The 24,541-nt window shown below is 53.2% G+C and carries 28 protein-coding genes; 6 read left to right on the forward strand and 22 right to left on the reverse strand.

The window, feature by feature from the left end; genetic code table 11:
• Window positions 1-126: 126 nt before the first annotated feature.
• Window positions 127-414, reverse strand: a complete 288-nt coding sequence (locus DTHIO_RS07570) for a helix-turn-helix domain-containing protein (protein WP_008869732.1) — start codon at window positions 412-414, stop codon at window positions 127-129.
• Window positions 407-718, reverse strand: coding sequence for a type II toxin-antitoxin system RelE/ParE family toxin (locus DTHIO_RS07575; RefSeq protein ID WP_008869733.1), 312 nt, complete (start codon window positions 716-718; stop codon window positions 407-409). The genes DTHIO_RS07570 and DTHIO_RS07575 overlap by 8 nt, the downstream gene beginning before the upstream one ends.
• 849 nt (window positions 719-1,567) lie before the next feature.
• On the opposite strand from DTHIO_RS07575, the gene DTHIO_RS07585 reads away from it, so the two are divergent.
• The gene (locus DTHIO_RS07585; protein WP_008869376.1) at window positions 1,568-2,704 is read left to right on the forward strand and encodes an IS630 family transposase; all 1,137 of its coding nucleotides are present in this window, start codon (window positions 1,568-1,570) and stop codon (window positions 2,702-2,704) included.
• Between the two features lie 27 nt (window positions 2,705-2,731).
• Here DTHIO_RS07585 and DTHIO_RS22950 read toward each other — a convergent pair whose 3' ends face one another.
• The 14 genes from DTHIO_RS22950 to argC all read right to left on the reverse strand — a co-directional run bounded on the left by DTHIO_RS22950 (window position 2,732) and on the right by argC (window position 11,065).
• A complete protein-coding gene (locus DTHIO_RS22950; RefSeq protein WP_008869735.1) occupies window positions 2,732-2,947 on the reverse strand; it encodes a BrnA antitoxin family protein in 216 nt (71 codons plus the stop codon).
• Complete coding sequence (locus tag DTHIO_RS07595; protein ID WP_008869736.1) at window positions 2,944-3,231, reverse strand: BrnT family toxin; 288 nt, start codon at window positions 3,229-3,231, stop codon at window positions 2,944-2,946. Before DTHIO_RS07595 ends, DTHIO_RS22950 begins: the two co-directional genes overlap by 4 nt.
• 213 nt (window positions 3,232-3,444) lie before the next feature.
• Window positions 3,445-3,714, reverse strand: a complete 270-nt coding sequence (gene brnA, locus DTHIO_RS07600; RefSeq protein ID WP_008869737.1) for a type II toxin-antitoxin system BrnA family antitoxin — start codon at window positions 3,712-3,714, stop codon at window positions 3,445-3,447.
• On the reverse strand, window positions 3,701-3,967 hold the full coding sequence (locus DTHIO_RS07605; RefSeq protein WP_008869738.1) for a BrnT family toxin: 267 nt from the start codon (window positions 3,965-3,967) through the stop codon (window positions 3,701-3,703). Before DTHIO_RS07605 ends, brnA begins: the two co-directional genes overlap by 14 nt.
• Before the next feature lie 351 nt (window positions 3,968-4,318).
• The gene (locus DTHIO_RS07610; protein WP_008869739.1) at window positions 4,319-6,736 is read right to left on the reverse strand and encodes a TOTE conflict system archaeo-eukaryotic primase domain-containing protein; all 2,418 of its coding nucleotides are present in this window, start codon (window positions 6,734-6,736) and stop codon (window positions 4,319-4,321) included.
• 65 nt (window positions 6,737-6,801) lie between these two features.
• Window positions 6,802-6,984 (reverse strand): hypothetical protein, encoded by a 183-nt coding sequence (locus DTHIO_RS07615; RefSeq protein WP_040418179.1) that lies wholly within the window; start codon window positions 6,982-6,984, stop codon window positions 6,802-6,804.
• Between the two features lie 337 nt (window positions 6,985-7,321).
• The gene (locus DTHIO_RS07620; protein WP_008869741.1) at window positions 7,322-7,636 is read right to left on the reverse strand and encodes a DUF2442 domain-containing protein; all 315 of its coding nucleotides are present in this window, start codon (window positions 7,634-7,636) and stop codon (window positions 7,322-7,324) included.
• A 13-nt stretch (window positions 7,637-7,649) separates the two neighbouring features.
• Window positions 7,650-7,889 (reverse strand): DUF4160 domain-containing protein, encoded by a 240-nt coding sequence (locus DTHIO_RS22675; RefSeq protein ID WP_050775160.1) that lies wholly within the window; start codon window positions 7,887-7,889, stop codon window positions 7,650-7,652.
• Window positions 7,840-8,475: a cyclase family protein gene (locus DTHIO_RS07630; protein ID WP_008869743.1), complete on the reverse strand. Its 636-nt coding sequence runs from the start codon at window positions 8,473-8,475 to the stop codon at window positions 7,840-7,842. The genes DTHIO_RS22675 and DTHIO_RS07630 overlap by 50 nt, the downstream gene beginning before the upstream one ends.
• Entirely contained in the window at window positions 8,476-8,628 is a 153-nt protein-coding gene (locus DTHIO_RS21390; protein WP_008869744.1) for a hypothetical protein, read from the reverse strand.
• A gap of 116 nt (window positions 8,629-8,744) precedes the next feature.
• Window positions 8,745-9,056 (reverse strand): hypothetical protein, encoded by a 312-nt coding sequence (locus DTHIO_RS07635; RefSeq protein WP_008869745.1) that lies wholly within the window; start codon window positions 9,054-9,056, stop codon window positions 8,745-8,747.
• A 26-nt stretch (window positions 9,057-9,082) separates the two neighbouring features.
• A complete protein-coding gene (locus DTHIO_RS07640) occupies window positions 9,083-9,565 on the reverse strand; it encodes an ATP-binding protein (protein ID WP_008869746.1) in 483 nt (160 codons plus the stop codon).
• Window positions 9,552-9,881 (reverse strand): STAS domain-containing protein, encoded by a 330-nt coding sequence (locus DTHIO_RS07645; RefSeq protein WP_008869747.1) that lies wholly within the window; start codon window positions 9,879-9,881, stop codon window positions 9,552-9,554. The genes DTHIO_RS07640 and DTHIO_RS07645 overlap by 14 nt, the downstream gene beginning before the upstream one ends.
• A gap of 131 nt (window positions 9,882-10,012) precedes the next feature.
• Window positions 10,013-11,065: an N-acetyl-gamma-glutamyl-phosphate reductase gene (argC, locus tag DTHIO_RS07650; protein ID WP_008869748.1), complete on the reverse strand. Its 1,053-nt coding sequence runs from the start codon at window positions 11,063-11,065 to the stop codon at window positions 10,013-10,015.
• A 326-nt stretch (window positions 11,066-11,391) separates the two neighbouring features.
• Between argC and DTHIO_RS07655 the strand changes: the two genes are divergently transcribed.
• Window positions 11,392-11,589, forward strand: a complete 198-nt coding sequence (locus tag DTHIO_RS07655) for a hypothetical protein (RefSeq protein WP_008869749.1) — start codon at window positions 11,392-11,394, stop codon at window positions 11,587-11,589.
• Window positions 11,590-11,591: 2 nt separating this feature from the next.
• Here DTHIO_RS07655 and DTHIO_RS07660 read toward each other — a convergent pair whose 3' ends face one another.
• Window positions 11,592-13,112 carry an NAD-dependent epimerase/dehydratase family protein gene (locus tag DTHIO_RS07660; RefSeq protein WP_008869750.1) on the reverse strand — a complete coding sequence of 507 codons (1,521 nt, stop codon included), beginning with the start codon at window positions 13,110-13,112 and terminating at the stop codon, window positions 11,592-11,594.
• Window positions 13,113-13,343: 231 nt separating this feature from the next.
• On the opposite strand from DTHIO_RS07660, the gene DTHIO_RS07670 reads away from it, so the two are divergent.
• From DTHIO_RS07670 to DTHIO_RS07675, 3 genes are all read left to right on the forward strand, one after another.
• The gene (locus DTHIO_RS07670) at window positions 13,344-14,840 is read left to right on the forward strand and encodes an SDR family oxidoreductase (RefSeq protein WP_008869751.1); all 1,497 of its coding nucleotides are present in this window, start codon (window positions 13,344-13,346) and stop codon (window positions 14,838-14,840) included.
• 67 nt (window positions 14,841-14,907) lie between these two features.
• Window positions 14,908-15,267 carry an SDR family oxidoreductase gene (locus DTHIO_RS22350; RefSeq protein WP_244156338.1) on the forward strand — a complete coding sequence of 120 codons (360 nt, stop codon included), beginning with the start codon at window positions 14,908-14,910 and terminating at the stop codon, window positions 15,265-15,267.
• On the forward strand, window positions 15,149-16,423 hold the full coding sequence (locus DTHIO_RS07675) for an SDR family oxidoreductase (protein ID WP_244156339.1): 1,275 nt from the start codon (window positions 15,149-15,151) through the stop codon (window positions 16,421-16,423). The genes DTHIO_RS22350 and DTHIO_RS07675 overlap by 119 nt, the downstream gene beginning before the upstream one ends.
• Before the next feature lie 36 nt (window positions 16,424-16,459).
• Here DTHIO_RS07675 and DTHIO_RS07680 read toward each other — a convergent pair whose 3' ends face one another.
• The 5 genes from DTHIO_RS07680 to DTHIO_RS07700 form a co-directional block, all read right to left on the reverse strand.
• Entirely contained in the window at window positions 16,460-17,023 is a 564-nt protein-coding gene (locus DTHIO_RS07680) for an arylesterase (RefSeq protein WP_008869752.1), read from the reverse strand.
• A 194-nt stretch (window positions 17,024-17,217) separates the two neighbouring features.
• Window positions 17,218-18,078, reverse strand: coding sequence for an ATP-grasp domain-containing protein (locus DTHIO_RS07685; RefSeq protein WP_008869753.1), 861 nt, complete (start codon window positions 18,076-18,078; stop codon window positions 17,218-17,220).
• Between the two features lie 27 nt (window positions 18,079-18,105).
• Window positions 18,106-20,289: a malate synthase G gene (locus tag DTHIO_RS07690; RefSeq protein WP_008869754.1), complete on the reverse strand. Its 2,184-nt coding sequence runs from the start codon at window positions 20,287-20,289 to the stop codon at window positions 18,106-18,108.
• Window positions 20,290-20,425: 136 nt separating this feature from the next.
• On the reverse strand, window positions 20,426-21,259 hold the full coding sequence (locus DTHIO_RS07695; RefSeq protein ID WP_008869755.1) for an MBL fold metallo-hydrolase: 834 nt from the start codon (window positions 21,257-21,259) through the stop codon (window positions 20,426-20,428).
• Between the two features lie 48 nt (window positions 21,260-21,307).
• On the reverse strand, window positions 21,308-22,411 hold the full coding sequence (locus tag DTHIO_RS07700) for a DEAD/DEAH box helicase (protein WP_008869756.1): 1,104 nt from the start codon (window positions 22,409-22,411) through the stop codon (window positions 21,308-21,310).
• A 363-nt stretch (window positions 22,412-22,774) separates the two neighbouring features.
• Here DTHIO_RS07700 and DTHIO_RS19700 point away from each other — a divergent pair, with 363 nt between their 5' ends.
• A complete protein-coding gene (locus tag DTHIO_RS19700) occupies window positions 22,775-24,346 on the forward strand; it encodes a VgrG-related protein (RefSeq protein WP_008869757.1) in 1,572 nt (523 codons plus the stop codon).
• Window positions 24,347-24,541 lie beyond the last annotated feature (195 nt).

Raw genomic sequence — 24,541 nt, forward strand, 5'->3', positions numbered from 1 at the left:
TAGAATAAGCCGGTGGCCAATGTAGGGTGGTCCCACTCTGTTCCCTGGGTATTATCGGAAAAGCTGGCAGCTGTGTTTTTCCAGTGTGGCCTTGGAGCAAACCAGCCCGGACAAGTTCAAAAAAAATTATCTTATTTCAATGAATATTTCAGGGTGTTGCTCAGCAATACGTAAGAGGGATTTTGCCGGTCCTTGAGGTCTTCTCCTCCCTTGCTCCCAATCTTGAATGGTGCGAGGGCTAACACCCATTAAGCTGGCAAAAGCAGACTGTGATAATTTCAGCTTCTTTCTAATGGTTTTTGCAGGAGAAGGTTCATTCAAATGCCAAGCCTTTAATTCAACGTCACCCTTTTTGAATCGCTTAACCTCTTTTATTCCTTCCAGTATTTCTTGACCGATATTTCGATCACTCATTTTCAATTTCCTCCGCAATCTTTTTTAAAACATCACCGGGAATTGTTGCTCTTTCACTCTTGGAGTAGAGCGTAAGCAGCCAGATTTCCTCAACTGATTTTTTCCAATAATACATAAACCTTATCCCACCGCTTTTCCCTTTGCCTTTCGGAGCCCATCTAATCTTGCGAACTCCACCGCTTCCACGAACGATATCGCCGGCGTCAGGATAAACAAGCAGATACCATTGGAGTGCCCGATATTCATCATCGTTTAAATATTTAGGAAGCAATTTTGTGAATATGGTTGTCTCAATGAATATCATGTTAGATATAAGTACGGCATTGCCGTATAAAAGTCAACGATTGCTTTAATGGCGTCCAACACCGTATGTTCCGGGATAAAGTAGCAAGCTCTGTTTTACGCCGAACTGGATATTGCAGGCGTACATTTGATGCCGGTCGGTATCTGCAGGCCTCCCGTCCCTGGTGATCATGCGTTGAACCAGTTGTGCCTGTGCTTGCAGGATATCAGTACGACAAATCAGATCATCTGTTGAGCAGATGACATACAAAATGCTCACAGAAATGCCTTTTGACCCGTTCAAACACATCTGCATGCAAAGATCCGAATCGGCCCACGAAAAGGCCTGCATTTAATGTATAAACCTTATCCAGCCTGACTCAGCTGGGCTTCGGGAGTATGTCTTCCAAAAAGCACTCATTGTTGAGGGGAAATGCCGCATGGTGAAGAGGACTCGAAGTAATGGCGAGGCATACCATATCTTCGAAAGTATCTGGGGGAGTAAGTGCAAGCACAGGTCTTTGCCCCCATGTGTCAGGATATATGTCGCTCAGGGGGATGCAGGACAAAAGTACCAGATGCCGATTACTGTCTCAATCAGAAAGAAGTTCCCCGCGCACATCCGACAACTTGACGGTCGCATCGCTGCCGGCCTCGGCTTTTGCTTCCCTGAGATCCTTCAGGTCTTCCAAATCCTCCAAAGCTTCCTTGATCGCCAGGAATTCTTCGTAAGGAAGGCATGGCCTTACAAGCAGCCAGACCTACATATAAACGTCAGGCGGAAATCCAGGCTAGTACTAAGTTTCAATAAAAGCTTTACATGTAATTTATTTTTGGCTACCATATCTTCAAACAATTGAAGGAGGTAGTCATGAGTAAGAAGACCAAACTCCCAAAACTCGTTTTAACGCCTGAGCAACGCATAAAGCTTGAGACTATAAGCAATGCGCGAGCAGCTTCATTGCGAGATGTTCAACGGGCCAAAGTCCTTTTGCTTTATGCAGACGGAAAACCAATCACGCATATTCAAAAGCAGGCAGGCCTGAGCAGACCGTCTATTTATAAGTGCATAGAGAAAGCCTTGGCAGCAGGCCCGGAAGCTGGTCTCAAGGATTATTATCACAGGCCATTTGATCCTGTTATAGATGATGCAGCAAAAGCCTGGGTTGTTAATCTGGCCTGTACTAAACCCAAAGATTACGGCTTTGCTGCTGAGCTTTGGACCTATCAGGAGCTTGCCAGATACACACGTGAGCATGCTCCCAAGGAAGGACACCATTGCCTGGCAAACGCTGCAAAAGCCACCATTTGGCGTATTCTCAATGAACACGATATAAAACCGCATAAAATCAAGTACTATCTTGAAAAGAGAGATCCTGATTTCGAGCAAAAAATGAATGATGTCCTGGTTGTTTACCAAGAAGTTAACATGCAAAATGATCAAGGCGATATTGCTGTGCCTTCTAAAACAATAACAGTTTCAGTGGACGAAAAACCGGGCGTGCAAGCCTTGGAAACCATTGCGCCGGATCTATCGCCTGCACCTGGACGACATCAGTGCACTGGCCGGGATTATGAATATAAGAGGCATGGCACAGTCTCTATCCTTGCTGGCCTTGATCTGCATACTGGAGAAATTATTGCTCAAGTTCATGATCGACATCGCAGCAGAGAATTTATTGAGCTTTTGAAGGAAATAGACTCCAGGTATCCGAAAGAGAACACTATCCGTCTTGTTTTGGATAATCATTCGTCCCATATTTCAAAGGAAACCATGAAATACCTTGCTTCCCTGCCCAACAGATTTGAGTATGTCCATACTCCAAAGCACGGCTCTTGGTTAAACCTGATTGAGTCTGCATTTTCAAAGATGGCCCGTACTTTTTTGCGACACATTCGGGTTTCATCCAAGGAGGAACTCAAGGAGCGAATCCTTAAGGGCATAGCAGAGATGAACTCTGCTCCGGTAATCTTCCGTTGGAAAAAATTTGATCTTGAATGTTCTTAAGCGTAAACTTTTTAATGAAACGAACTACTAGTGCCATGACAAATCCGGTTTCCTCCCGTGGGCCATACAGTCGCGCAAATAGAGATTGATCAAACTCTGATAGGGAATCCCCGTTTCTTCCGAAAGCTGCTTGAAATACTCCACAACATCGTCACTCATACGAATCGTCACCTGTCGCTTTAATTTCGAAGCGTACGGGTTACGGCGCGACTTCATTTTCGAAAAATCGTACTCTTTCTTCATAGCGGCGGACCTTCGTAATGTTTACGCTCATTGGCTGTCGCCTTCCGTGCGGAAATGATTCTAATGACACCCCCACCGGAACGCTCGCAGTGGCACACGACCAGAACCCGCAGCACATTGCTCAACCCAAGCATAATGAACCGCTCTTCACTGGATGAATGCTCCTCATCGAAGAACTGCCGTGCATACTCATCAAAGAAAACGGATTTAGCCTCTTCGAAGGAAATGCCGTGCTTCTCAAGGTTTGCGCGCGCCTTCTGCGGATCCCAATCGAACTCGATCATACATACATTGTATTTACGTGTTGCGGGTCTGTCAACCTCCGCTATGTGCTGGTGATGCCTAGCTCAACGCCACTAACGGTCAATGATGGATTCAGGCGGGTTAGCGGGGGGATCATTTCCATTCGCCCTGTTGCACATTTCGCGCTTGACCTGAAGTGTGCAATAGACTGTTCATGACCAGCAGGCTGTCCTCGACGATTGCTGAACGCTCCGCTAAGATGCGCCGCCTGCGGCGTCACCATTCACCGGCTTGTCAGCTGCTTCAGCCTTCAGACGTTCAACCAGCCAGACCTTGATGATCGACTGCCGAGTGACGCCTATCCGCGCCGCTTCGCGATCCAGAGACTCTACGACCCAGGCCGGAAAATCGACATTGATTCGCCTTTGTTCCTGGTTAACCCGGCGTGCCGTAGAAAGATCGAGGTCTTCAACGATGTCCTCATTGCCTTTGTCAAACTTCTTGTCAAATTCATCGGCTTTCATAAAGCTCAACCTCTTTCTTGCGGGACTGCCTGACGGAAATCAGGCGAATCCTATCATTCCTGTAGGTAACGACAGCAGACCAATGTTTTGCACCTATCCGGCCTATGAGAAGGAATCTTGGCTCGCCTTCTGATTTGGCCTGTATTTCCAGGAGATCAGGATCTTTCCAGAATTCCTGAGCGGACTGGAAATCAATTCCATGCTTTTCCAGATTGGCCTTGCTCTTGCCTTCATCAAACTCGAATCCACCCATGAGTATAAATTATACCCTTTTTGATTATTTTGCAAGTAAGTGGTGAGTGATCAAGTTTTATGGAGCCATGAAGTCTGACCATTATTGCTCCGCTGCACATTTCGCGCTTGACCTGAAGTGTGCAAAAGGCTGCTCCTGACCAGCAGGCAGTCCTCCGGGGATCATGCGGCGGGGTCAGAATATCTATTTCACATCAACAACAAAGGCCTGGCTTATAACACTATTTTTCATGCGCCTGAAAACGTCGGTTTTGCTGCGTAATACGTGTGACATTGACATTTTCACAACCACAAAGAATGCTTTCAGCCAGCATGAAAAGACGCTTTAAGCCTGTAAAAAAACTTGCCCGACTTATGCTCCCACATGTTCCCCCGGGCTTTCCTCAGCTGTTTTATATCCCATGGCCCGGTATCCGGCCAGGCGCTTCTGAAACATCCTGGCCAGTTGCGGCACATGTTCATCCACGTAGTCATAGATCAGGGCCCGGCGTTTGTTGCTGTGCATTCGGTGCAGACGCCCGGCATACTGCTGCAGAGTCCCCCGCCAGGAAACAGGAGACAACAGGAACAGGGTATCCAGACGGGCATCATCAAACCCTTCCCCGATATAGCTGCCGGTTGCTATCAGCACCCGCTCCTCTGTATCCGGAACTGCTGCCAGCCTTTCAAATACTGCCTGCCTCTGTTTCTTGCCCATGCCGCCCCGAAGGACTATGACATTGCGGACAAAATTCTGCAGCCGCTTTTCCAGTTCTTCTACATGGCTTACCAGTCTGGCCAGCAGGATTGGAGAACACCCATCCTCCAGGGCGTTGAACAGATCGTTTAAGATCATTTCATTTCTGGCCTCATCACCAGCCAGGGCGGAGTAGACCTCCTGAATGCCCGGGTTATCCATATTGGCAGGCAGGGCAAAATCCGTACGCCTGGGCACAACGACATGCTCAAACTGCATAAATATTATGGGGTGATGCCCGTCCTTACGGATGGGCGTGGCGGTCAGGCCGCACACATACCTTGCCTTGGCCTTCCTCAGGACCTGTTCAAAGCTGAAGGCGGACACATGATGACATTCATCCACAATGATATGCCCGTAATCGGCTGCCAGATCCAGGACTTCTCCTTTCCGGTTCAAACTCTGCAGGGTTGCAATGTCCACCACGCCGCTGACCCGGTTCTTTCCCCCTCCAAAACGGCCAATGGAATTGGCTGGCAAATCCAGAAAAGTCCCAAGCCTTTCCTGCCACTGATCCATCAATTGTTTGCGATGGACCAGGATCAAGGTGTTCACCTTCCTTTCGGCAATCAGCCAGGCTGCAACTACTGTTTTGCCGAAAGCGGTGGCTGCCGACAATACACCATTGTCATGTTCTGCCATGGCTTGGGCGGCCCGATGCTGCTCAGGGGTCAAGGCACCGTTAAAACCTATATCAATTGCTTGACCTGTATTTCGATGATCCGAGATGTTAACCTGGACCCCCAGGCTCTTCAAAAATACCAGGGCTTCTTCCAGACACCCCCGGGGCAGAGCCAGGTGATCAGGAAACTCTTCTGTGCAGTTAATTATCCTGGGCTTGCCAAAAGTTGATAAACGCATGGCCTGAGCCCTGTAGAACTCGGGGTTCTGAAAGGTGGCCATCCTGGTCAAACGGTTCAGCACTTCTGCTGGCAATCCGCCTTTTACCACGTAAATCTGGTTGCCCTGAATCAGTGATGCTTCCCGGGGCAATGGTCCGGACACACCTTCTGGAGGCTTTTTACCTGAAGGAGGCAGGGTCCAGGGTCTCCTTGTGTCTTCTTCAACACTGTCCGGCACTCCAGCTACTGCACCTCTTTGACCGGCCTCATGGACTAAAGCCTCCACATCTGCCGGACTCATTGTGTTGACCCCGGACAGAAAAGCCCATTGATCCGGGTATGGCTGCAAAGAGGAGTCAATAAAAACACTGTGCCCCCTGGCTCGAGGATAATATTGCAGAGGCAGGGCAATAAGATTGCCAAAGCCGCCTTTGGGCAATGTGTCCTGATTGGGGAAAAAGCGGTCATAGGAATCAAAACCCAGTTCCCGCCTGCGTTCCATGGCCCTGGTGAGCACCGCGCATCCAAGCTTGCGGGCATTATGAGCCGAAACCGGACTATTGAAAAAAATCCAGACGTGACCTCCGTTGCCGGACCTGGAACGCTCAAGTGATGCTGGAATCTCCATCTCCCTGCAAATTTCCAGAAATACAGCGGCGTCTTCCTGCCAGGACTTTTTATCAAAATCAGCCGCCAGAAACCAGCAGGTGTCATCCGGCAAAAGTGGATACACTCCTATGGTCTGGTTGCCGGCCAGGTGATCAAAAACAACCTGGTCAGTCACTGGTTTCAGAAGGCGGCTTTCGCATTGGCCGCATTTTACCTTTGGCTTGCCGCATAAGGGTCGCTTCCATTCATTGGCGCAGGCCGGGGTATAGCCGCTTCGGCCCTGTTTGTTTTCCCAGCGGACAGGGTAGACATCCTCCCTGCCCCGAAACAGTTGGCGAAACAGGGCTATTTTCTCTTCCGGAGAGGATTTGCAGAATACAGATGCTGACGAAAGTAGGTGCGGCTCCTGCAAGGAAGTTGAGAGTGAGGGGGTTTTTGATTTGTCTTCTTCCAGTGTCTCAGTGGCAAGCCCAAGCCTGGCTCTTAAGCGTTCATTCTCCGCGCGCAACCTTAAGCACTCGGCTTCAGCGCTTTTTAGAGCCTGAAGCAGGCTTGCTTTATCTATATCGTCCATGCTGGACATAATTGCTCATGAGCAGTTTGCCTTTTTGTTGGGTTGACAGGCATCTTGCTTGGTGATGTTGGTACTTATCGCTTATTGGTGCGCAGGTCGTAGGCCTTTTCCTGTTCAAACCGAACACTCATCTCGATCCTGGATGGTGTGCTCTTAGCGAACCTCGGCCACACCTTCTCGACAGCCTTATATGCAGCCTCGTTTTTCATTCTGAAAGCAGCTGTCAGCTTGTTCCTGGATTCATTGTCCGTAACCATTCAGAGGGGGTGCTGGCATCGGCCTGGGGACAGTCCCCGCGACACCTTGCCTTCACAATTACCAAAATTACAAGCGCAAAATTCCGTGATCCTGCACAGACCTACACAGCGAGGGACAGTCCCCAGGCCTTGTGCCAGTAATCAACATCGAGGACCCCCTGAATGGTCACCATTGTCCTGTACCACCTCAACCTTATCTGGATCTTTGGCAAAACTCTTTGCGGCCTGAATCATTGCCTGCTGTTCATCCTGTGTAGGGTTCCCAGAAAAATGAACTGTTACCAAGACCACCATAGCAAGACTGCTCCCATGAATCAAAAAAGATCAGCCACTTGACTTACGAGCTCTTCTGATACGTCAAATTCTCAGAGGAACCCTGTTGCGGATTCATCCACTCTGGAAGAGGAGTATTGGTAGCTTCAGCATAAAGATTTTCCGGGGCAATATCCACTTCTTCATCCCCCCAGGTCAGCACCCCGAGTTCTTTATTTATTCTGAAATTTTTGAAAAATTCTATATCTCTAAATTTTTCAAAAACGCCCCCCTGGTTTAAATACCTGGAAAAATCCACGATACCTGTGAGACCATCCTCAAAAGTCACCTCAATTTTATACCCACCTTTATAAATGGCAGAGACAACATCTTTTATCATGACCTTTACCTCACTATTTTAACGGCTCAATTTTTCTTGGTGCCTGGTTATTTCTCGCTAATTCCCAGTTTTGAATTAATTCATCCCTGTGCTGTGAAGCCCATTCGATCACAAGACCCAACGCCCGGGGTGCCAGGTGCCCTTCGAGTATACGCAACGTCTCAATTTCTATGGCCACTTTTTCGCTACCATACTCCCCCCTCTCAGCCAACAAACGCCACCGCCCGGACAGGCGAACCGTCGGCCTCGACAAAATGCAGCGGAAAACAGGCTATGGAGAATCCTGCCCGGGGCAACTGGTCCAGATTGGCCAGGTTTTCAATTATAATCATGTCCTTACCCAGGAGTATCCCGTGAATAAGAAAGGAAGTGTCTGCGGGGCCGTCCGCTGATATGGTATCAAAGCCGACACCCTTGAGTCCGGACTCGCTCAAACGGTGCGCCGCCTCGGGGCTTAAAACCGGATATCCTTCAAAATAGCCTGCAGTGCCCCACAACCTGGACCAACCGGTTCTGAACAAAACAAAATCCGCTGTTTTAATCATGTCCTCGTAAGGCGTCAGGTCCTGGGCGGCGATTTCCATTTGCTCCGGGGTGGCGTCAATGCATATCCCCTGTCCGTAAAAAGCCGAAATGGGCATGCGGTCCAGAGTTTTTCCCCTGTCCAGGATATGGGCCGGGGCATCCATATGGGTACCGGTGTGTGACATAAGGGATAGCTTCGTCTCCGCAAAGCCGTCCTTGTCCAGGTCAAACGGGCGCTCGAGCACCGGGGCATCAGTACCCGGATACACCGGCATGCCGGGCTCGATACGATGGCTGAGATCAATTATTTCCATCTATTGCCTCAAGGACCCGGCCAGGTCCGCTCCAAGCCTCTGTGCCTGGGACACAACATTATCTTCCTGTTTTACTTTGCCCCGGTCAAAAATACCATAAACCGGCAGCTCCCCTGTGATCTCGTATCCCAGGGCTTCAAGAGGAGCTCGCATGCCAGTTACCGATTTCTGATTCTTAGATTCAATATCTGCGGATCTTCTTGACGTCTTTACAGTTTCTAAAACAGCAATCCGGGAAACAAAACGACTTGTTCCAGAGAACAGATAAGTCACGCCTTGCGCACCCAGATATATTTATCCTTCCAGACAGTAATATACAAAAGTACCAGGGCAGGGTGCGCCCTTGGGCCGCACTCAAGGTAAACTGTTTTGCCCTGTGAAACTTCAATATCAATTACCGGCGACCGGCACCAGTCAATCTTCAGTTGAACCTTATGCGCGCCTGGATCTACATCTATTGCCACCTCGGAGTCATTTCCAATTTCTGCAACTTCTTTCCCGTCAACAAGAATCCCGTAATTCCTGGCCCTGTCCACCCAGTGGGCCTTTATGCGCTTAACGGTTATCTGGGACATCGTCATACAACCCTCTGACAATTGAGTGCTCTTCAATTACTTGTGGAGGCATCCTTATGGGCAGGCTTGTGGCCCGGACTGGATACGGCATTGAACACAATGTCCAGGATATTCCTTCCATCCTGTCTTGTGTACTCAACCCGGTCCGCCATGTTTTTCACCAGGTGGATGCCCAGACCTCCCACCTCTCTATGCTGTACTGGCCTGCCTGTATCCGGATCAGGGCGTTTCAGCGGATCAAACGGAGCTCCGTGGTCCATGATCCTGATTTGAAAATCTCCGGAATCCTGCTCCCTGCATCCGGTCTGCACCTCCCCGCTGTCTGTTTCCGGGTAGGCGTAGTTTATAATATTCAACAGGACTTCTTCCAGGACCAGTTCGATCTTTTGCAGGACATCCCCGGGCATGCCCCGGACGCTGGCCTCTTTCAAGACAAACTCCTGAATGGGGTGCAGGCTTTCCCTGCGGGCGGGCATCTGCATCCAGCTGAATCCCCTGGAATCAGGCTGACTCAAGGGCCTGCTCCCGGGTATCATAGATGCTGAAAATGGATGCAAAGCCGGAGATTTCAAAAACCTCTTTGACCATCCCCCTGAGACAGCAGAATACAAGGCCGCCCCCATTGGACCGCACTGTCTTGCCCACCGACAGGATGCCTCTCAATCCGGCGCTGCTTACGTACTCCACTTCCTGCAGATCCACCACGATCCTGCTTTCATCCTTGACAAGCTCCAGACAGCTGGATTCAAACTCCTGGGCTGTGGTAGTATCCAGCCTGCCGCTGACACTGATAACCAGAACCTGATCAACTTTTTTGGAATTAATTTCCATTTTTCCCCCGCCCTGTAAAGATTAAACGGTTAAACACTGACCTGTCCGGTTCACCTGCAACACCACTTTGTGCTGCCGGCAGAAAAACATCTGTGCACAGGCAATACCGACATACAGACAGGCTTTCCGAGCTAAGGCATCAATGGAGCGGCATCAAGGCCCAGGTCCAGGTCATATCCGCTCATGAGGTTGGCATTGGCCACTGCCTGTCCCGATGCCCCGCGGCACAGGTTGTCGATACAGGAGACTATGATCAGCCTTCCTGTACGCTGGTCATGGACAAAACCCAGGTCGCAGAACATGGTCCCGCGCACCCACCTGGTCTCGGGCAGCACTCCCTCGGGCATTATGCGCACCCAGGGACTGTCTTTGTAGAATTCTCTGTACGCCTTGCGTATCTCCTCGGTTTGAATGCTGCTTCTCAGATCAACATAACATGTGCTGAGAATTCCCCTGTTCATGGGCACCAGGTGCGGACTGAAGGAAAGACGCATGTCCCGGCCCGAGGCCAGGGAAAGCTCCTGCTCCATTTCAGGGGTATGCCTGTGGCTGCCCAGGCTGTAGGCCCTGAAGCTGTCGGCCACTTCGCAAAAGAGTGTGCCTGTTTTGGCTACCCGGCCTGCTCCGCTGGTGCCGGACTTGCTGTCGGCTATAATGCCCTCTGCATGGAACAATTCTTTTTTAAGCCCCGGGTACAGGGCCAGGATAACAGAACTGGGATAGCAGCCGGGATTGGCCACCAGGTTCGCTGCAGCTATCTGTTCCCTGTATATCTCGGGCAATCCGTACACAGCTTCTTTAAGCCTCTCTTGCCGGCCATGCTCCAGGCCATACCACGTTGCATACTCCCCGGGGTCTCGCAGGCGAAAATCAGCGCTTAGATCCACCACCCTGGAGCCTTGATCCAGAAAGGCTGCGGCCATATCCATGGCAGCCCCGTGGGGAACAGCAAGAAATACAATTTCACAGTCCCTGGCCACTAGTTCCGGATCCGGAAAAGTAACAGCGATACTGCCTGACCTTGTCCCCTGCATGGCGGGAAAAAGCTCCTGCAATGCCCTGCCCGCCTCGGAACGCGAAGTCACCGCCCCGATCTCAAAGCCGGGGTGGACGTTTAAAATCCGGATAAGCTCCATGCCGGTATACCCGGTAACCCCTACCACAGCCACATTTTTTTTCTGCATATCAACTGTCTCCCCACCGCCCGAAACACGGTTTAATGTTTTGTTTTGCAAAGTTTAAAATAAGCATTATGTAAATGGCTCCAAGTGATGTCAATAAATGCCGGCCACAGGATATCGGGTCGCAATAAAATAAAAACTGCAATGTCGTGTTTGAGTGACAAAAACTCCATCCGGGGCTTTTCAGACATTGACTTGCCGGCAGGATTTACAATATATGGAAATTGATGCTGTTAATATTACGTCCTGCCAGGATAAAAATCATTCCCTGGCAAAATTTCAGTCCAGCATCACCCCTGTTCATTCCTCTACCCTGCAAGGAGGCAGATGTGAAATCCCTGTATCTTCTTTTTGCCCTTTTACTGGCCCTGGTGCTTTTTTTCGGCACTGCAGGCTGCGAAGATCCGACTGAAAATGAACCCCAGCCACAGGCAGAAGAACCGGCACCCGAAACTCCGGAAAGGGCTGACCCTGACCCGGAAACTATGCCTGCGCCAGAAATACCAGATCCGGTGAATAACAACTGAGATCAGTTAAAATCCTGATCACGCAGGGGCTCAAAGTCGGCCAGGTATTCGTACCTGCCGCTGTGCAGGCCTTCCAGCAGATCCTGGGGAGCGCTCTGAAAAGTCTTTGTGCCCGGGGCCGTCTGCAATAGATCCCTGTCCACGGTGGGTATGAGGTTGTAATGCTGCCACCTGGCCACGTAATACCTGACTATCCCGGGCAACTCGCTGTATACTGTTACCTCAGGGTCGGGCACCCCAAAACTGGACTTTTTCAGTTTGTCCACTGAGAGAATCTGGCTCTGGTAAAACTTGTCCATAAACATGACCTCCTGGGGCAGACGTCCGTCGTATCCCAGGGGCCGCAGCATACGCAGAAAGAGCTTCAGGCTGTAGCCGCCCAGGCTGGCCATAGAGTAAGGCACGTGCACTGCCCTGGGCTTTTTGACACCCAGGGCGTTTTTTACCGCCAGCATGAGCCGGCTTAATTCCACCGGCTCCGGGTCCACAAAGTGGTAGGTCTGGCCTGTAAACTCTTCCCGGTTCTGCAGTACATGGTGAACAAAGGGAGCAATCTTTTCCGTGTGCGTGTAAGAATGACGTACGCCCGGTCTGGTCAGTAAAAACATCATGGACTGGGTGGCTATGGAAAACAGCAGGCGCTGAAAACCCTGGATCTTGTGATCATGCTTGCCGTAAACCACGCCCAGACGGATTACTGTGCAGTCAAGTCCCCTGGTTTCGTGCAGATGTTTGAGGGTCATTTCCGCCATAAGCTTGGAACGGGGATAAAAAGGCATGGAAGTGGACAGGGGCAGGTACTCGTCCTCTGCGACATTTTCCCCCATGGGCTGCAAAGCGGCTGAACTGAAGTGGATAAAGGGAACCCTCAGGGCCATGGCCGCCCTGGCCAGATTGATGCTGCCCAGGTAATTTACTTCGTATGCCAGTTGCGGACCTCCATCCAGAGGAGGGATAGCGCAATTGACTATAAAATCCGGCCGGTATGTTTCCAGGTATGACTTTATATCTTCAGGTTCCCTAAGGCTCAGGCGCTTGCTGTTGGGGGCCAGGATCTCGTAGGCGTCACCGTGCTGTGACTTGAAGTAGTGCATCAAAGTCCCGCCTATAAGGCCCGAACCGCCCACTATCAGGCCCCGCCGCTTAATCCTGCCCAGCTTTTTGCCCGCTTCTATTAGTTTTTGAAAAAGGCTTACCATATCCAGGAAAGACTCTTTTTCCTCACTTACAACCTGCTGGTAAAACATGCAGTGCCGGCACTTGGTGATGGTCTGGGCAAAGACTCCCTGCACGTTGCCCCCGCAGCAGGTGCCTGCCACCACCCAGCAGGACCTTCCGGCGTTTCGGCCTCCATGCACACCGTCCAGGCGCTTTTCTCTGGCCGCCGGACAGATATGCTCCTGATCCAGCCCCTGATCCGGGCCTCTTCCGCACTGCATGACTTCCCAGCAGTTCTGCTTATCCCTGTCAGGAGCAGGGGATATGCCGGGATCTGTCTTGTCTCTGACTGTTTCCTTGCTCATAATTGATTCCTTGAGTTTTCATTACGTCTGAGGCAGATTCTTTAGCGCATTGTTTTGCCGCAGGCAATGCCCCGGGGTTGATATGGTCTCTTCAAATCATTTGCCAATCCCTGGTTGTTCAGGCATGATAGACTTGTGCAGCATGTTAACTTTTTTTCAATTAATCATTAACGGTTTCCCGGCCGTCTATTGTTTGTATCACATACGAGGTTTTTCACCCTGGGGAAGAGCATGAAAGAAAAGCCAATTCTTGTTACCGGCGCATCGGGATATATCGGCAGCAGGCTTATTCCCATGCTGCTGTACAAGGGCTACCGGGTCAGGGGCATGGTCCGCTCCAGGCCCAGGCTTGACTGCAAAACCTGGATAAACCATCCCGCCCTGGAGGTTGTGGAGGCAGACCTCATGGACCCTGCGTCACTGGCAGGAGCTCTTGCGGGGTGCAGCGCTGCTTACTACCTTGTTCACTCCATGAGCCCCACCGTACAGGACTTTGCAGCCGCAGACCGGGAGGCGGCTGCCAATATGGCCCGCATGGCCGAACAGGCAGGTCTGCAAAGAATTGTTTACCTCAGCGGACTGGGCGAAGACCAGCCCAGCCTGAGCAAACACCTGCGTTCCCGGGCTGAAGTAGGCAGAATTCTTAAAAAAAGCAGCGTGCCCACAACAATATTTCGTTCTGCTGTGATCCTGGGGTCCGGCAGTGCTTCTTTTGAACTCATCCGCTTTCTCACCGAAAGGCTCCCGGTAATGCTCACTCCCGGATGGGTCCGCACCAGATCCCAGCCCATTGCTGTAAGCAACGTGGTGGAGTACCTGGCCGGATGCCTGGAAAAGCCCCAGACCATGGGCGACACATTTGACATCGGCGGCCCGGACATCCTGAGCTACGAGGACCTGTTCCGGATATATGCCCAGGTAACCGGCCTGAACCGCAGGGTTATCATCAAGGTCCCTTTTCTCACTCCGGGACTTCTGGCCAGATGCGCCGAAAAAATAACTCCTGTACCCGCAACTCTGTCCCAGCCGCTCATTGAAGGCATGCGCAACACGGTTGTCTGCAAGGATCACCGCATACGGGAAATCATCCCCCAGAATCTGCTTACGGTACGCCAGGCTATGGTCAGGTCCATGCAGATTCTCTGCCGGGACCGCATTCAGGCCAGCTGGACCGGTGGAGAGCGCCCCAACCCTCCGGAATGGTACACCTGCGGAGATATTTATTTTGCCGCAGGCTCCAAGCTCAAGTCCTCATTCCGGGTGGTACTGAAAGGCGGATCCTATGATTTCTGGCCACTGGTGGAAAGCATTGGAGGTTTGCAGGGGTGGTACGGCACTGATGCCCTATGGAGAATCCGGGGTGTGCTGGACCGCCTGGCCGGGGGATATGGACTGCAGCATGGCCGTAGCCACCAGGAAAGACTCATCACCGGGGAACTGGTGGATTTCTGGAGAGTCCTGGAGGTAAAGCCCCCCAAAGTGCTGCTTTTACTTTCTGAGATGAAACACCCTGGGGAGGCCATGCTGGAGTTTTATCTGCGCGACATTCCCGGAGGCCGGTTGGAAGTGGTGCTGACCGTGCAGTTTCTGCCCCGTGGGCTCGGGGGTGTCCTGTACTGGCATATATCCCGCAGGGTCCACAACCTGGTCATCAGGTCCATGCTCATAAATATGGTCCGGCAGTCAGGCTGCACCCTGCTTGAAGGCCCTGATATCACAGCCGGATGATTTTTGATAACCTGATATTTTCCGGGCATTTTCATTAAAGCCTCAACTTTTTCCATTCAGGATACTTATGACCGACAAACCCATTCTCGTAACCGGTGCCACTGGCTACATCGGAGGCAGGCTGATTCCTGTCCTGCTGGAAAAGGGCTTTCGCGTACGCGCAGTAGCCAGATCCCCAGTCAAGCTGTCATGCAGGCCCTGGGCCCGTGATCCGGGAGTGGAGAACGCAGTGGCGGATATGCAGGACCGCTCCTCCCTCATGCGGGCAGCCCGGGGGGTGCAGTGCGGCCTTTTTCCTGGTACACTCCATGAAAGCAGCGGTTCCCCAACAGGAAAATCTGGATCTGCAGGCAGCCAGAAGCATGTCCTTGGCAGCCGGCAGGGAAGGTCTGGACAGAATCATCTATTTAAGCGATCTGGGCGATGACCATGCCCGGGCCTCAAGGCACCTGCAGTCACGGGCCAGAGTCGGTCGCATCCTGCAGGCAGGCAGGACGCCTGTCACCATTTTGCGCTCTTCGGTTATTCTGGGCTCCGGAAGTGCAGCCTTCGAGCTAATCCGACATCTGGTACAGCGCCTGCCCGTAATGTTCGCCCCCCGCTGGGTGGACACCCTCTCCCAGCCCATCGCCGTGCAGAACGTGCTGGAATATCTGGCGGGCTGCTTAGAGAAGCCCGAGACCACAGGCAGGACCTTTGACATTGGAGGTCCGGACGTGGTCACCTATGCTGACCTGTTCAGGATATACGCCAGGGAGGCTGGTTTGAGAAGGCGCATCATCATAAGGGTCCCCGGGCTCACCTCGAAATTTCTGGCCCGCTTTGCGCATTTTCTTACACCTGTTCCGGCCAGTCTCGCGGAAACACTTATCGAAAGCATGCGGGACAAAGCTGTATGCCGGGATCAGGAGATAAATAAAATTATTCCCCAGGAGCTTGCAAGCTGCAGCCAGGCCATGTCCCTGGCTCTGCACACAGTACACCAGGACCAGGTCCAGACCTGCTGGATGGACGCCGGACAGCTGCAGGCCCCGGAATGGATCATTCAGGAAGACCAGAACAGTGCCGGCTCCAGGATACTGGAGTACACCCAGACAGTCGAGCTTGAAGGAACAGCTGACAGGCTCTGGCCTCTCCTGGAGGAAATCGGGGGATCACGGGGCTGGTACGGAATGGATTTTTTGTGGCGTATCCGGGGGGATCTGGACCGTCTTGCGGGCGGGCCGGGACTTCGCCGGGGACGAAGGGATCAGTCCCGGCTGCTTGTGGGAGACGCTCTGGATTTCTGGAGGGTGCTGCGCTGTGAACCGCCCCACGTGCTTGTCCTGCTTTCTGAGATGAACCTCCCGGGAGAGGCCGTGCTGGAGTTCAGGCTCGTAAACACTGAACAGGACAGGGTGCGGCTTTTGCAGATCGCCAGGCTAAAGCCTTACGGCCTGCCGGGCCTGGTTTACTGGTATCTGACCTACCCCCTGCACGGACTGGTTTTCAGGAGCATGCTTTTGAACATGGCCAGACGGTCCGGCCGCAGGGTGCTTTCAGGACCGCATGCTGTGGACAGGGACAGGCTTATTTCCGGTTGAAAATTTTTTGCGGGAGTACCCGATTATTTTTGGCGACTAATCCGCATCCTTTATGCGGGAAAGTTCCTCTCTTACGTAGGGCAGGATATGCTCCACTATCCTGCGGGTTCCCTCTTCATTGGGATGCACGCCGTCGGGCAGGGTCAGCTCTGGATTATCGGGGATACCCGGAAGAAAGTCGGGAACAAAAGAGACCTGTCTGGCTGCAGAAATCTCACGGTATACAGTGTGAAACCCCTGGGCATACCCGGGATAAAAGCCCTGCAGGGACTCGAACCCTGCCAGAAGCACCCTGGCTCCAGAATCCAGGCAAACCTCCACGATCCTGTCCAGATTTTGCTGCACCTCGCTTAAGGGCAGTTCCATGAAAAAATCATTGGGGCCAAGCTCCACTATAACTAAGTCCGGGCCATGCCTTAAAAGGCCGCTTGACCGCCTTAAACCGTCCAGGGTGGTATCCCCGGATACCCCGCCGTTTATCACCTTCACCTGCCAGCCCTCCTGGACAAGGGCCTCTTGCAGAAGGTCGGCAAAAGACTTTCCCGGGCCCAGCCCGTAACCTGCTGTAAGACTGTCTCCCAGCGCCAGAATAGTAATCATGAATCCTCCTTGATGTGACTTGCACAGGCGCGCTGTTGCTGTCACAAAAGTTTGTCATTTTATGAGTACGGCACGGCCTACTCCCCTCCTTGGTTAAGGAGGGGCCGGGGGTGGTTCGTTCTAAATGACCACTTCTTTATCATTTTGTTCGCTGCCTCCATCCCGGACCGACCGGGCGAGACGCTTTTAATCTGTTATACATGTGGACCGGGGAAATCTTTGGGAGGCAGGCGTAGGCCGCGCTGGAGAATCCAGTCCCTGACCCCCTCTTTAAGGAGTTTATGATACCTCTCCAGGCCTCCCAGCCCCTGCAGGCCGAAAAAAAAGTTGATTTCCAGCAGCATAGGCACAGGCTCTCCCGGCCCGGCATGATCAAAGAGGACGTCTATGCCGGCAAGGTTGATGCCGCTGGCCGCACAAAGCTTTTGCACCAGAGATCGCCCCTTTTCTTGCAGTTCCGGGTCTGAATAAAAATCCACAAACCCGCCCTGGGCCAGGTTGTGCTGGACTTTGCCCGCCTGTGGCTGCACCCGCCAGTAACTGTACAGGTGCTCATGAATGACCACCACCCTCAGGGTCCTGTTCCCGGCATCCAGGGCTTTCTGGACCAGAAAGCTCTGGATGCCGCTTTTCTCCATGCCATTAAAGACACCTAGAACCTTTGCGGCCTCAGCCGGGTTGTCCACGCGGTAGACCAGACTGCCCTCCCCCCCTGCTGAATGTTTGATAATGACCGGATAGGTTATTGACTCCAGGTAGCCGGGCAGGCAGTCCCGGGTGTGTTCAAAAAGATCAGTGCCTGGATGGGGCAGGCCGTGTTCCCTGAAAAGCCGGATATCTCCTGGCTTGCCCGGATACCGGTAGCGGCTGCTGTAATCAGGAAAGACATTTGCGCAGCAGGATACTGCCTCCCGGTATAGTCCGGGCAACCTCCCCGGAGGCAGGATCACCGCCGACGCCCTGCGCATGAGAGCTGTGTCTTTCTCATCCAGTTCGCGTCCTGCATAAAGCCGGAACCTGTCCCCGTAAAAACAGGGATGATAGGAAAGGATCATATTGATCTACTACCTGCCCTGGCAGCTTTACACTCCAAATCTGGACTTGGCCTCTCTTCTTTTGGAGTGCAGGATGGGTTCTGTATAGCCGCTGGGCTGACTGCGCCCCTCAAACACCAGATCGCAGGCGGCCTGAAAGGCCGGACTGGAGTCAAAATCCCTGCTCATGGGCCTGTACATCAGGTCGTGTGCATTCTGACGGTCCACTACTGTGGCCATTTTCCTTAGCACCTCCAGTACCTCCTCCCGGGTGCACAGGCCATGATGCAGCCAGTTGGCCATGTGCTGACTGGATATGCGCAAGGTGGCCCGGTCTTCCATGAGCCCGGTGTCACTTATATCCGGTACCGTGGAGCAGCCTATGCCCTGCTCCACCCAGCGCACCACGTATCCCAGGATGCTCTGGGCGTTGGTCTCCAGTTCCTGGCGTATTTCTTCAGACGAAGGCATTTTGTCCTTTATAACCGGGACGTTCAGCAGGTCGTCCAGTTTTGCCCGGCGCTGGCCTTCAAGCTCAGCCTGACGGGCATCCACATTCACCTGGTGATAATGGGTGGCGTGCAGGGTGGCGGCAGTGGGAGAAGGCACCCAGGCACAATTGGCCCCGGCCATGGGATGGGATAGCTTGTCCATAACCATCTCGCGCATCTCCGCCGGTTTGGGCCACATGCCCTTGCCTATCTGAGCCCGGCCCCGAAACCCGCAGGCCAGGCCTGTATCCACGTTCCAGTCCTCATAAGCCAGCATCCAGGGTTCTTTTTTCATGTCCCCCTTGCGCACCATGGCCCCGGCCTCCATGCTGGTATGGATCTCGTCACCGGTGCGGTCCAGAAAACCGGTATTGATAAAAATAATCCTTTCTCTGGCAACCCGGATACATTCCTTGAGATTCAGGGTGGTCCGGCGCTCCTCGTCCATTACCCCCACCTTCAGGGTATTTCGGGGCAGGCCCAGGGCATCCTCCACCCTGGCAAAGAGCTCGCAGGTAAACTGCACCTCTTCCGGGCCGTGCATCTTGGGCTTGACTATGTACAGGCTGCCGCTGCGGCTGTTGCCAAAGCGCCCCTGGCCCTGCAGGTCGTGCATTCCGGCCAGAGCGGTAATCATGGTGTCCAGGATGCCCTCGAAAATTTCGCCCCCCTGGCCGTCCAGGACCGCATCAGTGGTCATGAGATGCCCTACTGTGCGCACCAGCATAAGGCTTCTGCCCGGCAGGCAGAAGCTCTGCCCGTCAGGTGAAACGTAGCTTCTGTCGGGATGCATTTCGCGTTTGATCAACTGGTCGTTTTTATAAAAGGCCGTTTCCAGCTCGCCCTTAAAAAGCCCCAGAAGATTGCTGTAAACCAGGGTCTTGTCCTCGGGATCCACTGCAGCCACTGAATCCTCGCAGTCCAGGATAGTGGTCACTGCAGACTCCAGAACCACATCCTTCACCCCGGCCGGGTGCCTTCCTCCCACAGGATCGTCCGGGTCTATAAGTATCTCTATATGCAGGCCGTTATTTTTCAGAAGAATGGACTCAAGCCTGTCCTCTCCGGCATAACCGGCAAACTGCTCCGCATTGGCAAGCCCGGAAGTGCTGTTGTCCTGCTGGCGGACCATGAGGGCTTTTCCCCGGGGGGAATCCTGCAGCTCAAAACCCACGGCCTGACTGTAGGATCCTTCCTCCAGGGGTGCTGCCCGGTCCAGGAACCCGGCAGCGGATTTGACTACCATTTCCCCTCGCACCGGGTTGTAGCCCTGCCCTCTTTGTGCCCCCTGCATATCCGGAATGACGTCAGTGCCGTACAGGGCATCGTACAGGCTTCCCCAGCGGGCGTTGCAGGCATTGACGGCGTAGCGGGCGTTATTGACCGGCACCACAAGCTGCGGTCCGGCAATGGATGCAATCTCAGGGTCCACCCCGGTGGTGGAAATGGTGAAGTCTTCCCCTTCAGGCAGAAGATATCCTATATCGTAGAGAAACTTTTTGTACTCCTGGCCGGGATGTTCCAGGTCGCGCCTTTGCAGGTGCCACTGGTCTATGGAGTCCTGCAGCTCCCGGCGCCTGTCCAGCAGGGCCTGGTTGCGCGGTCCCAGGTCCTGGACAATCTCCTGCAGGGCCTTCCAGAACTGCAGGGAACTGATGCCGGTCCCCGGAGTAATCACGTTTTCCACCAGTTCCGCCAGAGGCTCAGCCACCTGCAGTCCCGCCCATCTCACATATTCCATTCAGGACCTCCTTTTTTTACCGCAGCCGCGGTCTTTCCAGTAATGCGTATGCCCGCACAGTACCTGCCCGGGCAGGCCAATGTTATACTTGGGTGTGGATACTGTAAAGAAGCAAAAAATGAAGCAGCCGGGGGAGTCAGGGGTAGTTGAGCTGCATACCGCAGCCGGTTGCTCTCAGAGGCAGGTCCGCAGCCAGGGAGGTTCGGGAATAAAGGTCAGTGCAGTGGCAGGCGTGCAGGTCTGTCAGATTAAGTGTCTTGAGAAAGTCAATGGTCCCGGTCAGCTGCTCCTCATCCGGCGACTGCAGATGCAGCCCGCCTATTATATCCACCACCCGGTCCTCTCCGGTCACCTGACGGGCATGGTGCACGATATTGCATATCCCGGAGTGGGAGCAACCAGTGACTATCACCAGTCCTTCAGGGGAGATGTACGCCAGGGCGGTATCATCCGGGACATAATCCGGTCTGGAGTCGTCGGTTTTCCAGCCCAGTGCTTTGCGGGATTCAAAGGAGGTAGTGCGGGGGATTTCACCCAGCCAGACCAGGCCCGGGGTGATATAAACCGGGGTAGTAGAGAGTTTCAGGGGAAAATGCTGCTCGACCTTGTCCTTAGACAGCATACTGCCCTGGTCCACTCCCCGCTCGTCCATTACGCTTTCAAAGGTCCTGGGGTGGGCCAGCACCTGTGGCCTATTGTGCGGTCGGCCTTCCAGAGCCGCCCGGGCATACATGCGCACCAGCTCTGTCATGCCCCAGGTATGGTCCAGATGTCCGTGGGAAAAGGCTATTGTGTCCAACTGCAGCAGATCCAGTCCGGCTGTGCCTGCATTGCGCAAAAAGACATCGCTGAAGCCGCAGTCCAGAAGGATTGTTCGGCCCTGTACCTGAATAAAAAGGGACAGGGCCGGTTCAGCCAGAAAGTACCGGCTGATGAAGGTGTTGTTGTCTGCCAGAACTGTCAGCTGCATGGCTTTTGCCCGTGCCGGAGAGCTTGGCTGGTTTGTTATTATTACGGATTAAATGCTTTTTCTCTGCAGCTTCTGGGACTGAAGCCTTTCTATGGCCCGGATAAGACCGAAGTCCTTGGGCTCCACAAAAGTCGATGCGTCACCGCAGGAATCCGCCCTGCCGGTACGCCCTATGCGGTGGGTATAGCTTTCAGCGGTATCCGGCATGTCAAAGTTTACTACATGGCCGATTCCGGCCACGTCAATGCCCCTGGAGGCGATGTCCGTGGCCACCAGGATATTGAAGCTGCCTCTCTTGAAGTCTTTCATGACCCTTTGACGGTTGTTCTGGGACATATTCCCCTGCAGATCCCTGGCCCTGAATCCGGCCTGGCTCAGGCGCTTGGCGATCCTGGTGGCCATGTGCTTGGTCCTGGTGAAAACCAGTGTAGCCCCGTCCTGTTTCTCCCTTAGCAGTTCAATGAGCATTTCCGCCTTGGGCCTGCGCTTTACCGGATACAGGCACTGGCTGATGCTGTCTAAGGCCCTTTCATGATTAACCTGCACCCGGGCCGGATCATCAAGGATCTCATCGGCCAGAGTCCGGATATCTGCAGGCATGGTGGCTGAAAAAAGCATGTTCTGGCGCTTTGGGGGCAGCATCTTCATGATACTCCGGATATCGGGCATAAAACCCATATCCAGCATGCGGTCGCTTTCGTCCAGGATGAGGGTCTCAACCTGCGAAAGATTTACGGCCCGGTCTCTGGCCAGATCCAGAAGACGCCCGGGACAGGCGACCACGATTTCCACACCGGAGCGGATTTTCTGCACCTGCCCGGACCTGCTCACGCCGCCGTATACTGAGACGCACCTGAGTCCTGTTTTACGTCCCAGAGCAGTGAAAAATTCATGGGTCTGCTCTGCCAGCTCCCTGGTGGGCGAAAGCACCAGCACCCGGGGCTTGCCCCGTTTGCCCTGCAGTAATCTCTGCAAAGCAGGCACCACAAAAGCGGCGGTTTTCCCGGTGCCGGTCTGGGCCAGGCCCATGACATCCCTGCCCTGCAGGCCCACGGGAATGGCCTGCTCCTGGATTGCAGTGGGGTTCTTGTATCCGCAGGCCTTGATTCCGGCCTGAATCCTGTGGTCAAGTTCAAAATCTGTAAAATTCATCAAAATAGTCCTTGGGTATAAAAAAATTAAATTGAAGCACCGATGCACTCCCTCGGTACAGGGGCGTATGTATAACGGCTCAATATATTTGAATGCTGGGGTACCCGGCGGGGTTCGCTTGGGGAAGAATGCAGGCACTCGCGATTGAGGCAATAAGGAAAGATATACACAAGTTCCCGGGGATGCAAGCCTTTTTTTAAATGTCTGATTTGAAAAGTTCGAACAGATGCTTAGCAAACCTGTGTGGCTACTCTTATTCCGGCCATCGGATCAAAAAGACGAGCCAGCTGACATGGTACGTATTTTGAATAAATTTACCAGAGATCTTTAGAACAAACCGGTAAAGACCCAAAGGACAGCTGCATGATAATCAACCATTCTGATCACGGTTTAACTGCTCTGCAAGACAGGATCCGGGAGAACGCTGCCAGTCCTCCCCAAAGATCCAGAGAAAGCTTCTTTGATCTGGTCATGAACAAGAACCTGTCAACAGCTCCACCCTCCACGGTACCCGCCGTCTCCACTCCAGGTGCATCCGGCATACTGCAGGGCGGTGAACAGACCTCAAGCCGGGATGAAAACCTGCCGCCGGGCCCACGGGTGCAAAAGCCCGGCCCCGGGGCTTCCCAGGGCATGGAGGCATCCGGCACATCTTCCGGAGATGCATCAACTTCCGGGTCCCACACCATGCGCCAGAAAATTGACTTCGGGGCCACCCATCCGCATATGCAAAAGTCCCCAGGCCCACGCATTGAAACCGCCGACCCAGCCCAGGAGACAACGCGGCAGGTTATTGCCTCTGTTTCCCCGGCAATCATTAAGAACTCTGTGGTGAGCTCTGCACCAAAAAGTCCGGCCATGCCTGAATTCATAGACTCCATGCTGGCCAGGGAAAAGGCAGACCCCTTGAGCCGTGATGATGGCGCAGCCGGACATACGCCGCCTTCAACACAAAGGCCGGCTGTAAATAGTGCCGCTCTTGAGGCAGCCGGGGAGGAAAAGGTCCGGGTCTCCACCTTGACCCTGGAACAGGACCAGGGTTTTTCCTCCATTAAGCCCACGGTGACCCTGGCCGGGCTGGAAAGCAGCTCAAATCCCCATGACGCGGACATGAAAGTATCCCGCCTGGAACTCAAAAATGAACTGCCGACACAAAAGACAGAAGCAACTGTGAGCAGCCTGCAGCCTGAAGCAGGCCAACCTGGCCCAGAGCAAAGAAAGGCTGCTTCCAGAGCTTACCAGGAACACGCCGCCTTCAAATCCCCGGAAATAAATTCCAGAACCCGGGAAACAGAGTCAGAAGACCACCGCCCGGGACGTCTGGCAGCCAGGTTTGAATCAGCCAACAGGTCCGACGCCATCGGGTATGACAGGCGGGGCGGTACATGCTACGGCATTTATCAGCTCTCATCCAACATGGGCACCATGGGCGAATTCCTGGATTTTCTGGAAGACAGGGAGCCGGAACTGGCCTCCCGGCTCAGGCAGGCCGGACCCATGAATACCGAGGGGAGAACCGGAAGCATGCCTGAAGAGTGGCAAAGAATTGACAGAGAGAACCCGGAGCTGTTCTCTGAACTGCAGCATGAATTTATTCACCATAATTTTTACCTGCCAGCGGCCAGAGGCGTGGAGTCCCGCACCGGCCTGGATATGCAGCAGGCCTCACCGGCCTTAAGGGAAGTCCTGTGGAGCACCGCTGTGCAGCATGGTGTGCACGGGTCCATGAACATATTCCAGAAAGTAGCGGGGGAAATAGGATATGAAAACGTAGAAAGCCCCGACCGGGAGATGATCGAGGCTGTCTACGCGGAAAGAAGCAGGAGGTTTACCGGTTCCACCGAAGCAGTTCAGTCTGCGGTGCAAAGCAGGTTTCAGGAAGAGATGAAACAGGCCCTGGCCATGCTTCCAGGATCCATGGAAACACAGGCTTAGTGCTCCTATTCGTAAATATGATGACGTTTTATGCCCGGAGAAGTACCCATAAACTTCTATGTATGTTAATGTGAGTTTGAAAGCTTAACGAAAAAATACGTCACCGAACTTACGAATCAGAGTACTTAGGCTTAGACCGCCGGATGAAGAAAAAAGCCTGACACCTGCCGTCTGCGCCGTTGTATCTCCAGAGAA

The organism is Desulfonatronospira thiodismutans ASO3-1 (assembly GCF_000174435.1).
Classification (GTDB): Bacteria; Desulfobacterota; Desulfovibrionia; order Desulfovibrionales; family Desulfonatronovibrionaceae; genus Desulfonatronospira; species Desulfonatronospira thiodismutans.

Bases quoted from the DNA above. Each gene is read 5' to 3' on its own strand.
- DTHIO_RS07570 (WP_008869732.1), bottom strand. From the start codon at position 414: ATGAGTGATCGAAATATCGGTCAAGAAATACTGGAAGGAATAAAAGAG.
- DTHIO_RS07575 (WP_008869733.1), bottom strand. From the start codon at position 718: ATGATATTCATTGAGACAACCATATTCACAAAATTGCTTCCTAAATAT.
- DTHIO_RS07585 (WP_008869376.1), top strand. From the start codon at position 1,568: ATGAGTAAGAAGACCAAACTCCCAAAACTCGTTTTAACGCCTGAGCAA.
- DTHIO_RS22950 (WP_008869735.1), bottom strand. From the start codon at position 2,947: ATGAAGAAAGAGTACGATTTTTCGAAAATGAAGTCGCGCCGTAACCCG.
- DTHIO_RS07595 (WP_008869736.1), bottom strand. From the start codon at position 3,231: ATGATCGAGTTCGATTGGGATCCGCAGAAGGCGCGCGCAAACCTTGAG.
- brnA (WP_008869737.1), bottom strand. From the start codon at position 3,714: ATGAAAGCCGATGAATTTGACAAGAAGTTTGACAAAGGCAATGAGGAC.
- DTHIO_RS07605 (WP_008869738.1), bottom strand. From the start codon at position 3,967: ATGGGTGGATTCGAGTTTGATGAAGGCAAGAGCAAGGCCAATCTGGAA.
- DTHIO_RS07610 (WP_008869739.1), bottom strand. From the start codon at position 6,736: ATGTCCAGCATGGACGATATAGATAAAGCAAGCCTGCTTCAGGCTCTA.
- DTHIO_RS07615 (WP_040418179.1), bottom strand. From the start codon at position 6,984: ATGGTTACGGACAATGAATCCAGGAACAAGCTGACAGCTGCTTTCAGA.
- DTHIO_RS07620 (WP_008869741.1), bottom strand. From the start codon at position 7,636: ATGATAAAAGATGTTGTCTCTGCCATTTATAAAGGTGGGTATAAAATT.
- DTHIO_RS07630 (WP_008869743.1), bottom strand. From the start codon at position 8,475: ATGGAAATAATTGATCTCAGCCATCGTATCGAGCCCGGCATGCCGGTG.
- DTHIO_RS21390 (WP_008869744.1), bottom strand. From the start codon at position 8,628: ATGCGAGCTCCTCTTGAAGCCCTGGGATACGAGATCACAGGGGAGCTG.
- DTHIO_RS07635 (WP_008869745.1), bottom strand. From the start codon at position 9,056: ATGACGATGTCCCAGATAACCGTTAAGCGCATAAAGGCCCACTGGGTG.
- DTHIO_RS07645 (WP_008869747.1), bottom strand. From the start codon at position 9,881: ATGGAAATTAATTCCAAAAAAGTTGATCAGGTTCTGGTTATCAGTGTC.
- argC (WP_008869748.1), bottom strand. From the start codon at position 11,065: ATGCAGAAAAAAAATGTGGCTGTGGTAGGGGTTACCGGGTATACCGGC.
- DTHIO_RS07660 (WP_008869750.1), bottom strand. From the start codon at position 13,112: ATGAGCAAGGAAACAGTCAGAGACAAGACAGATCCCGGCATATCCCCT.
- DTHIO_RS07670 (WP_008869751.1), top strand. From the start codon at position 13,344: ATGAAAGAAAAGCCAATTCTTGTTACCGGCGCATCGGGATATATCGGC.
- DTHIO_RS22350 (WP_244156338.1), top strand. From the start codon at position 14,908: ATGACCGACAAACCCATTCTCGTAACCGGTGCCACTGGCTACATCGGA.
- DTHIO_RS07675 (WP_244156339.1), top strand. From the start codon at position 15,149: ATGAAAGCAGCGGTTCCCCAACAGGAAAATCTGGATCTGCAGGCAGCC.
- DTHIO_RS07680 (WP_008869752.1), bottom strand. From the start codon at position 17,023: ATGATTACTATTCTGGCGCTGGGAGACAGTCTTACAGCAGGTTACGGG.
- DTHIO_RS07685 (WP_008869753.1), bottom strand. From the start codon at position 18,078: ATGATCCTTTCCTATCATCCCTGTTTTTACGGGGACAGGTTCCGGCTT.
- DTHIO_RS07690 (WP_008869754.1), bottom strand. From the start codon at position 20,289: ATGGAATATGTGAGATGGGCGGGACTGCAGGTGGCTGAGCCTCTGGCG.
- DTHIO_RS07695 (WP_008869755.1), bottom strand. From the start codon at position 21,259: ATGCAGCTGACAGTTCTGGCAGACAACAACACCTTCATCAGCCGGTAC.
- DTHIO_RS07700 (WP_008869756.1), bottom strand. From the start codon at position 22,411: ATGAATTTTACAGATTTTGAACTTGACCACAGGATTCAGGCCGGAATC.
- DTHIO_RS19700 (WP_008869757.1), top strand. From the start codon at position 22,775: ATGATAATCAACCATTCTGATCACGGTTTAACTGCTCTGCAAGACAGG.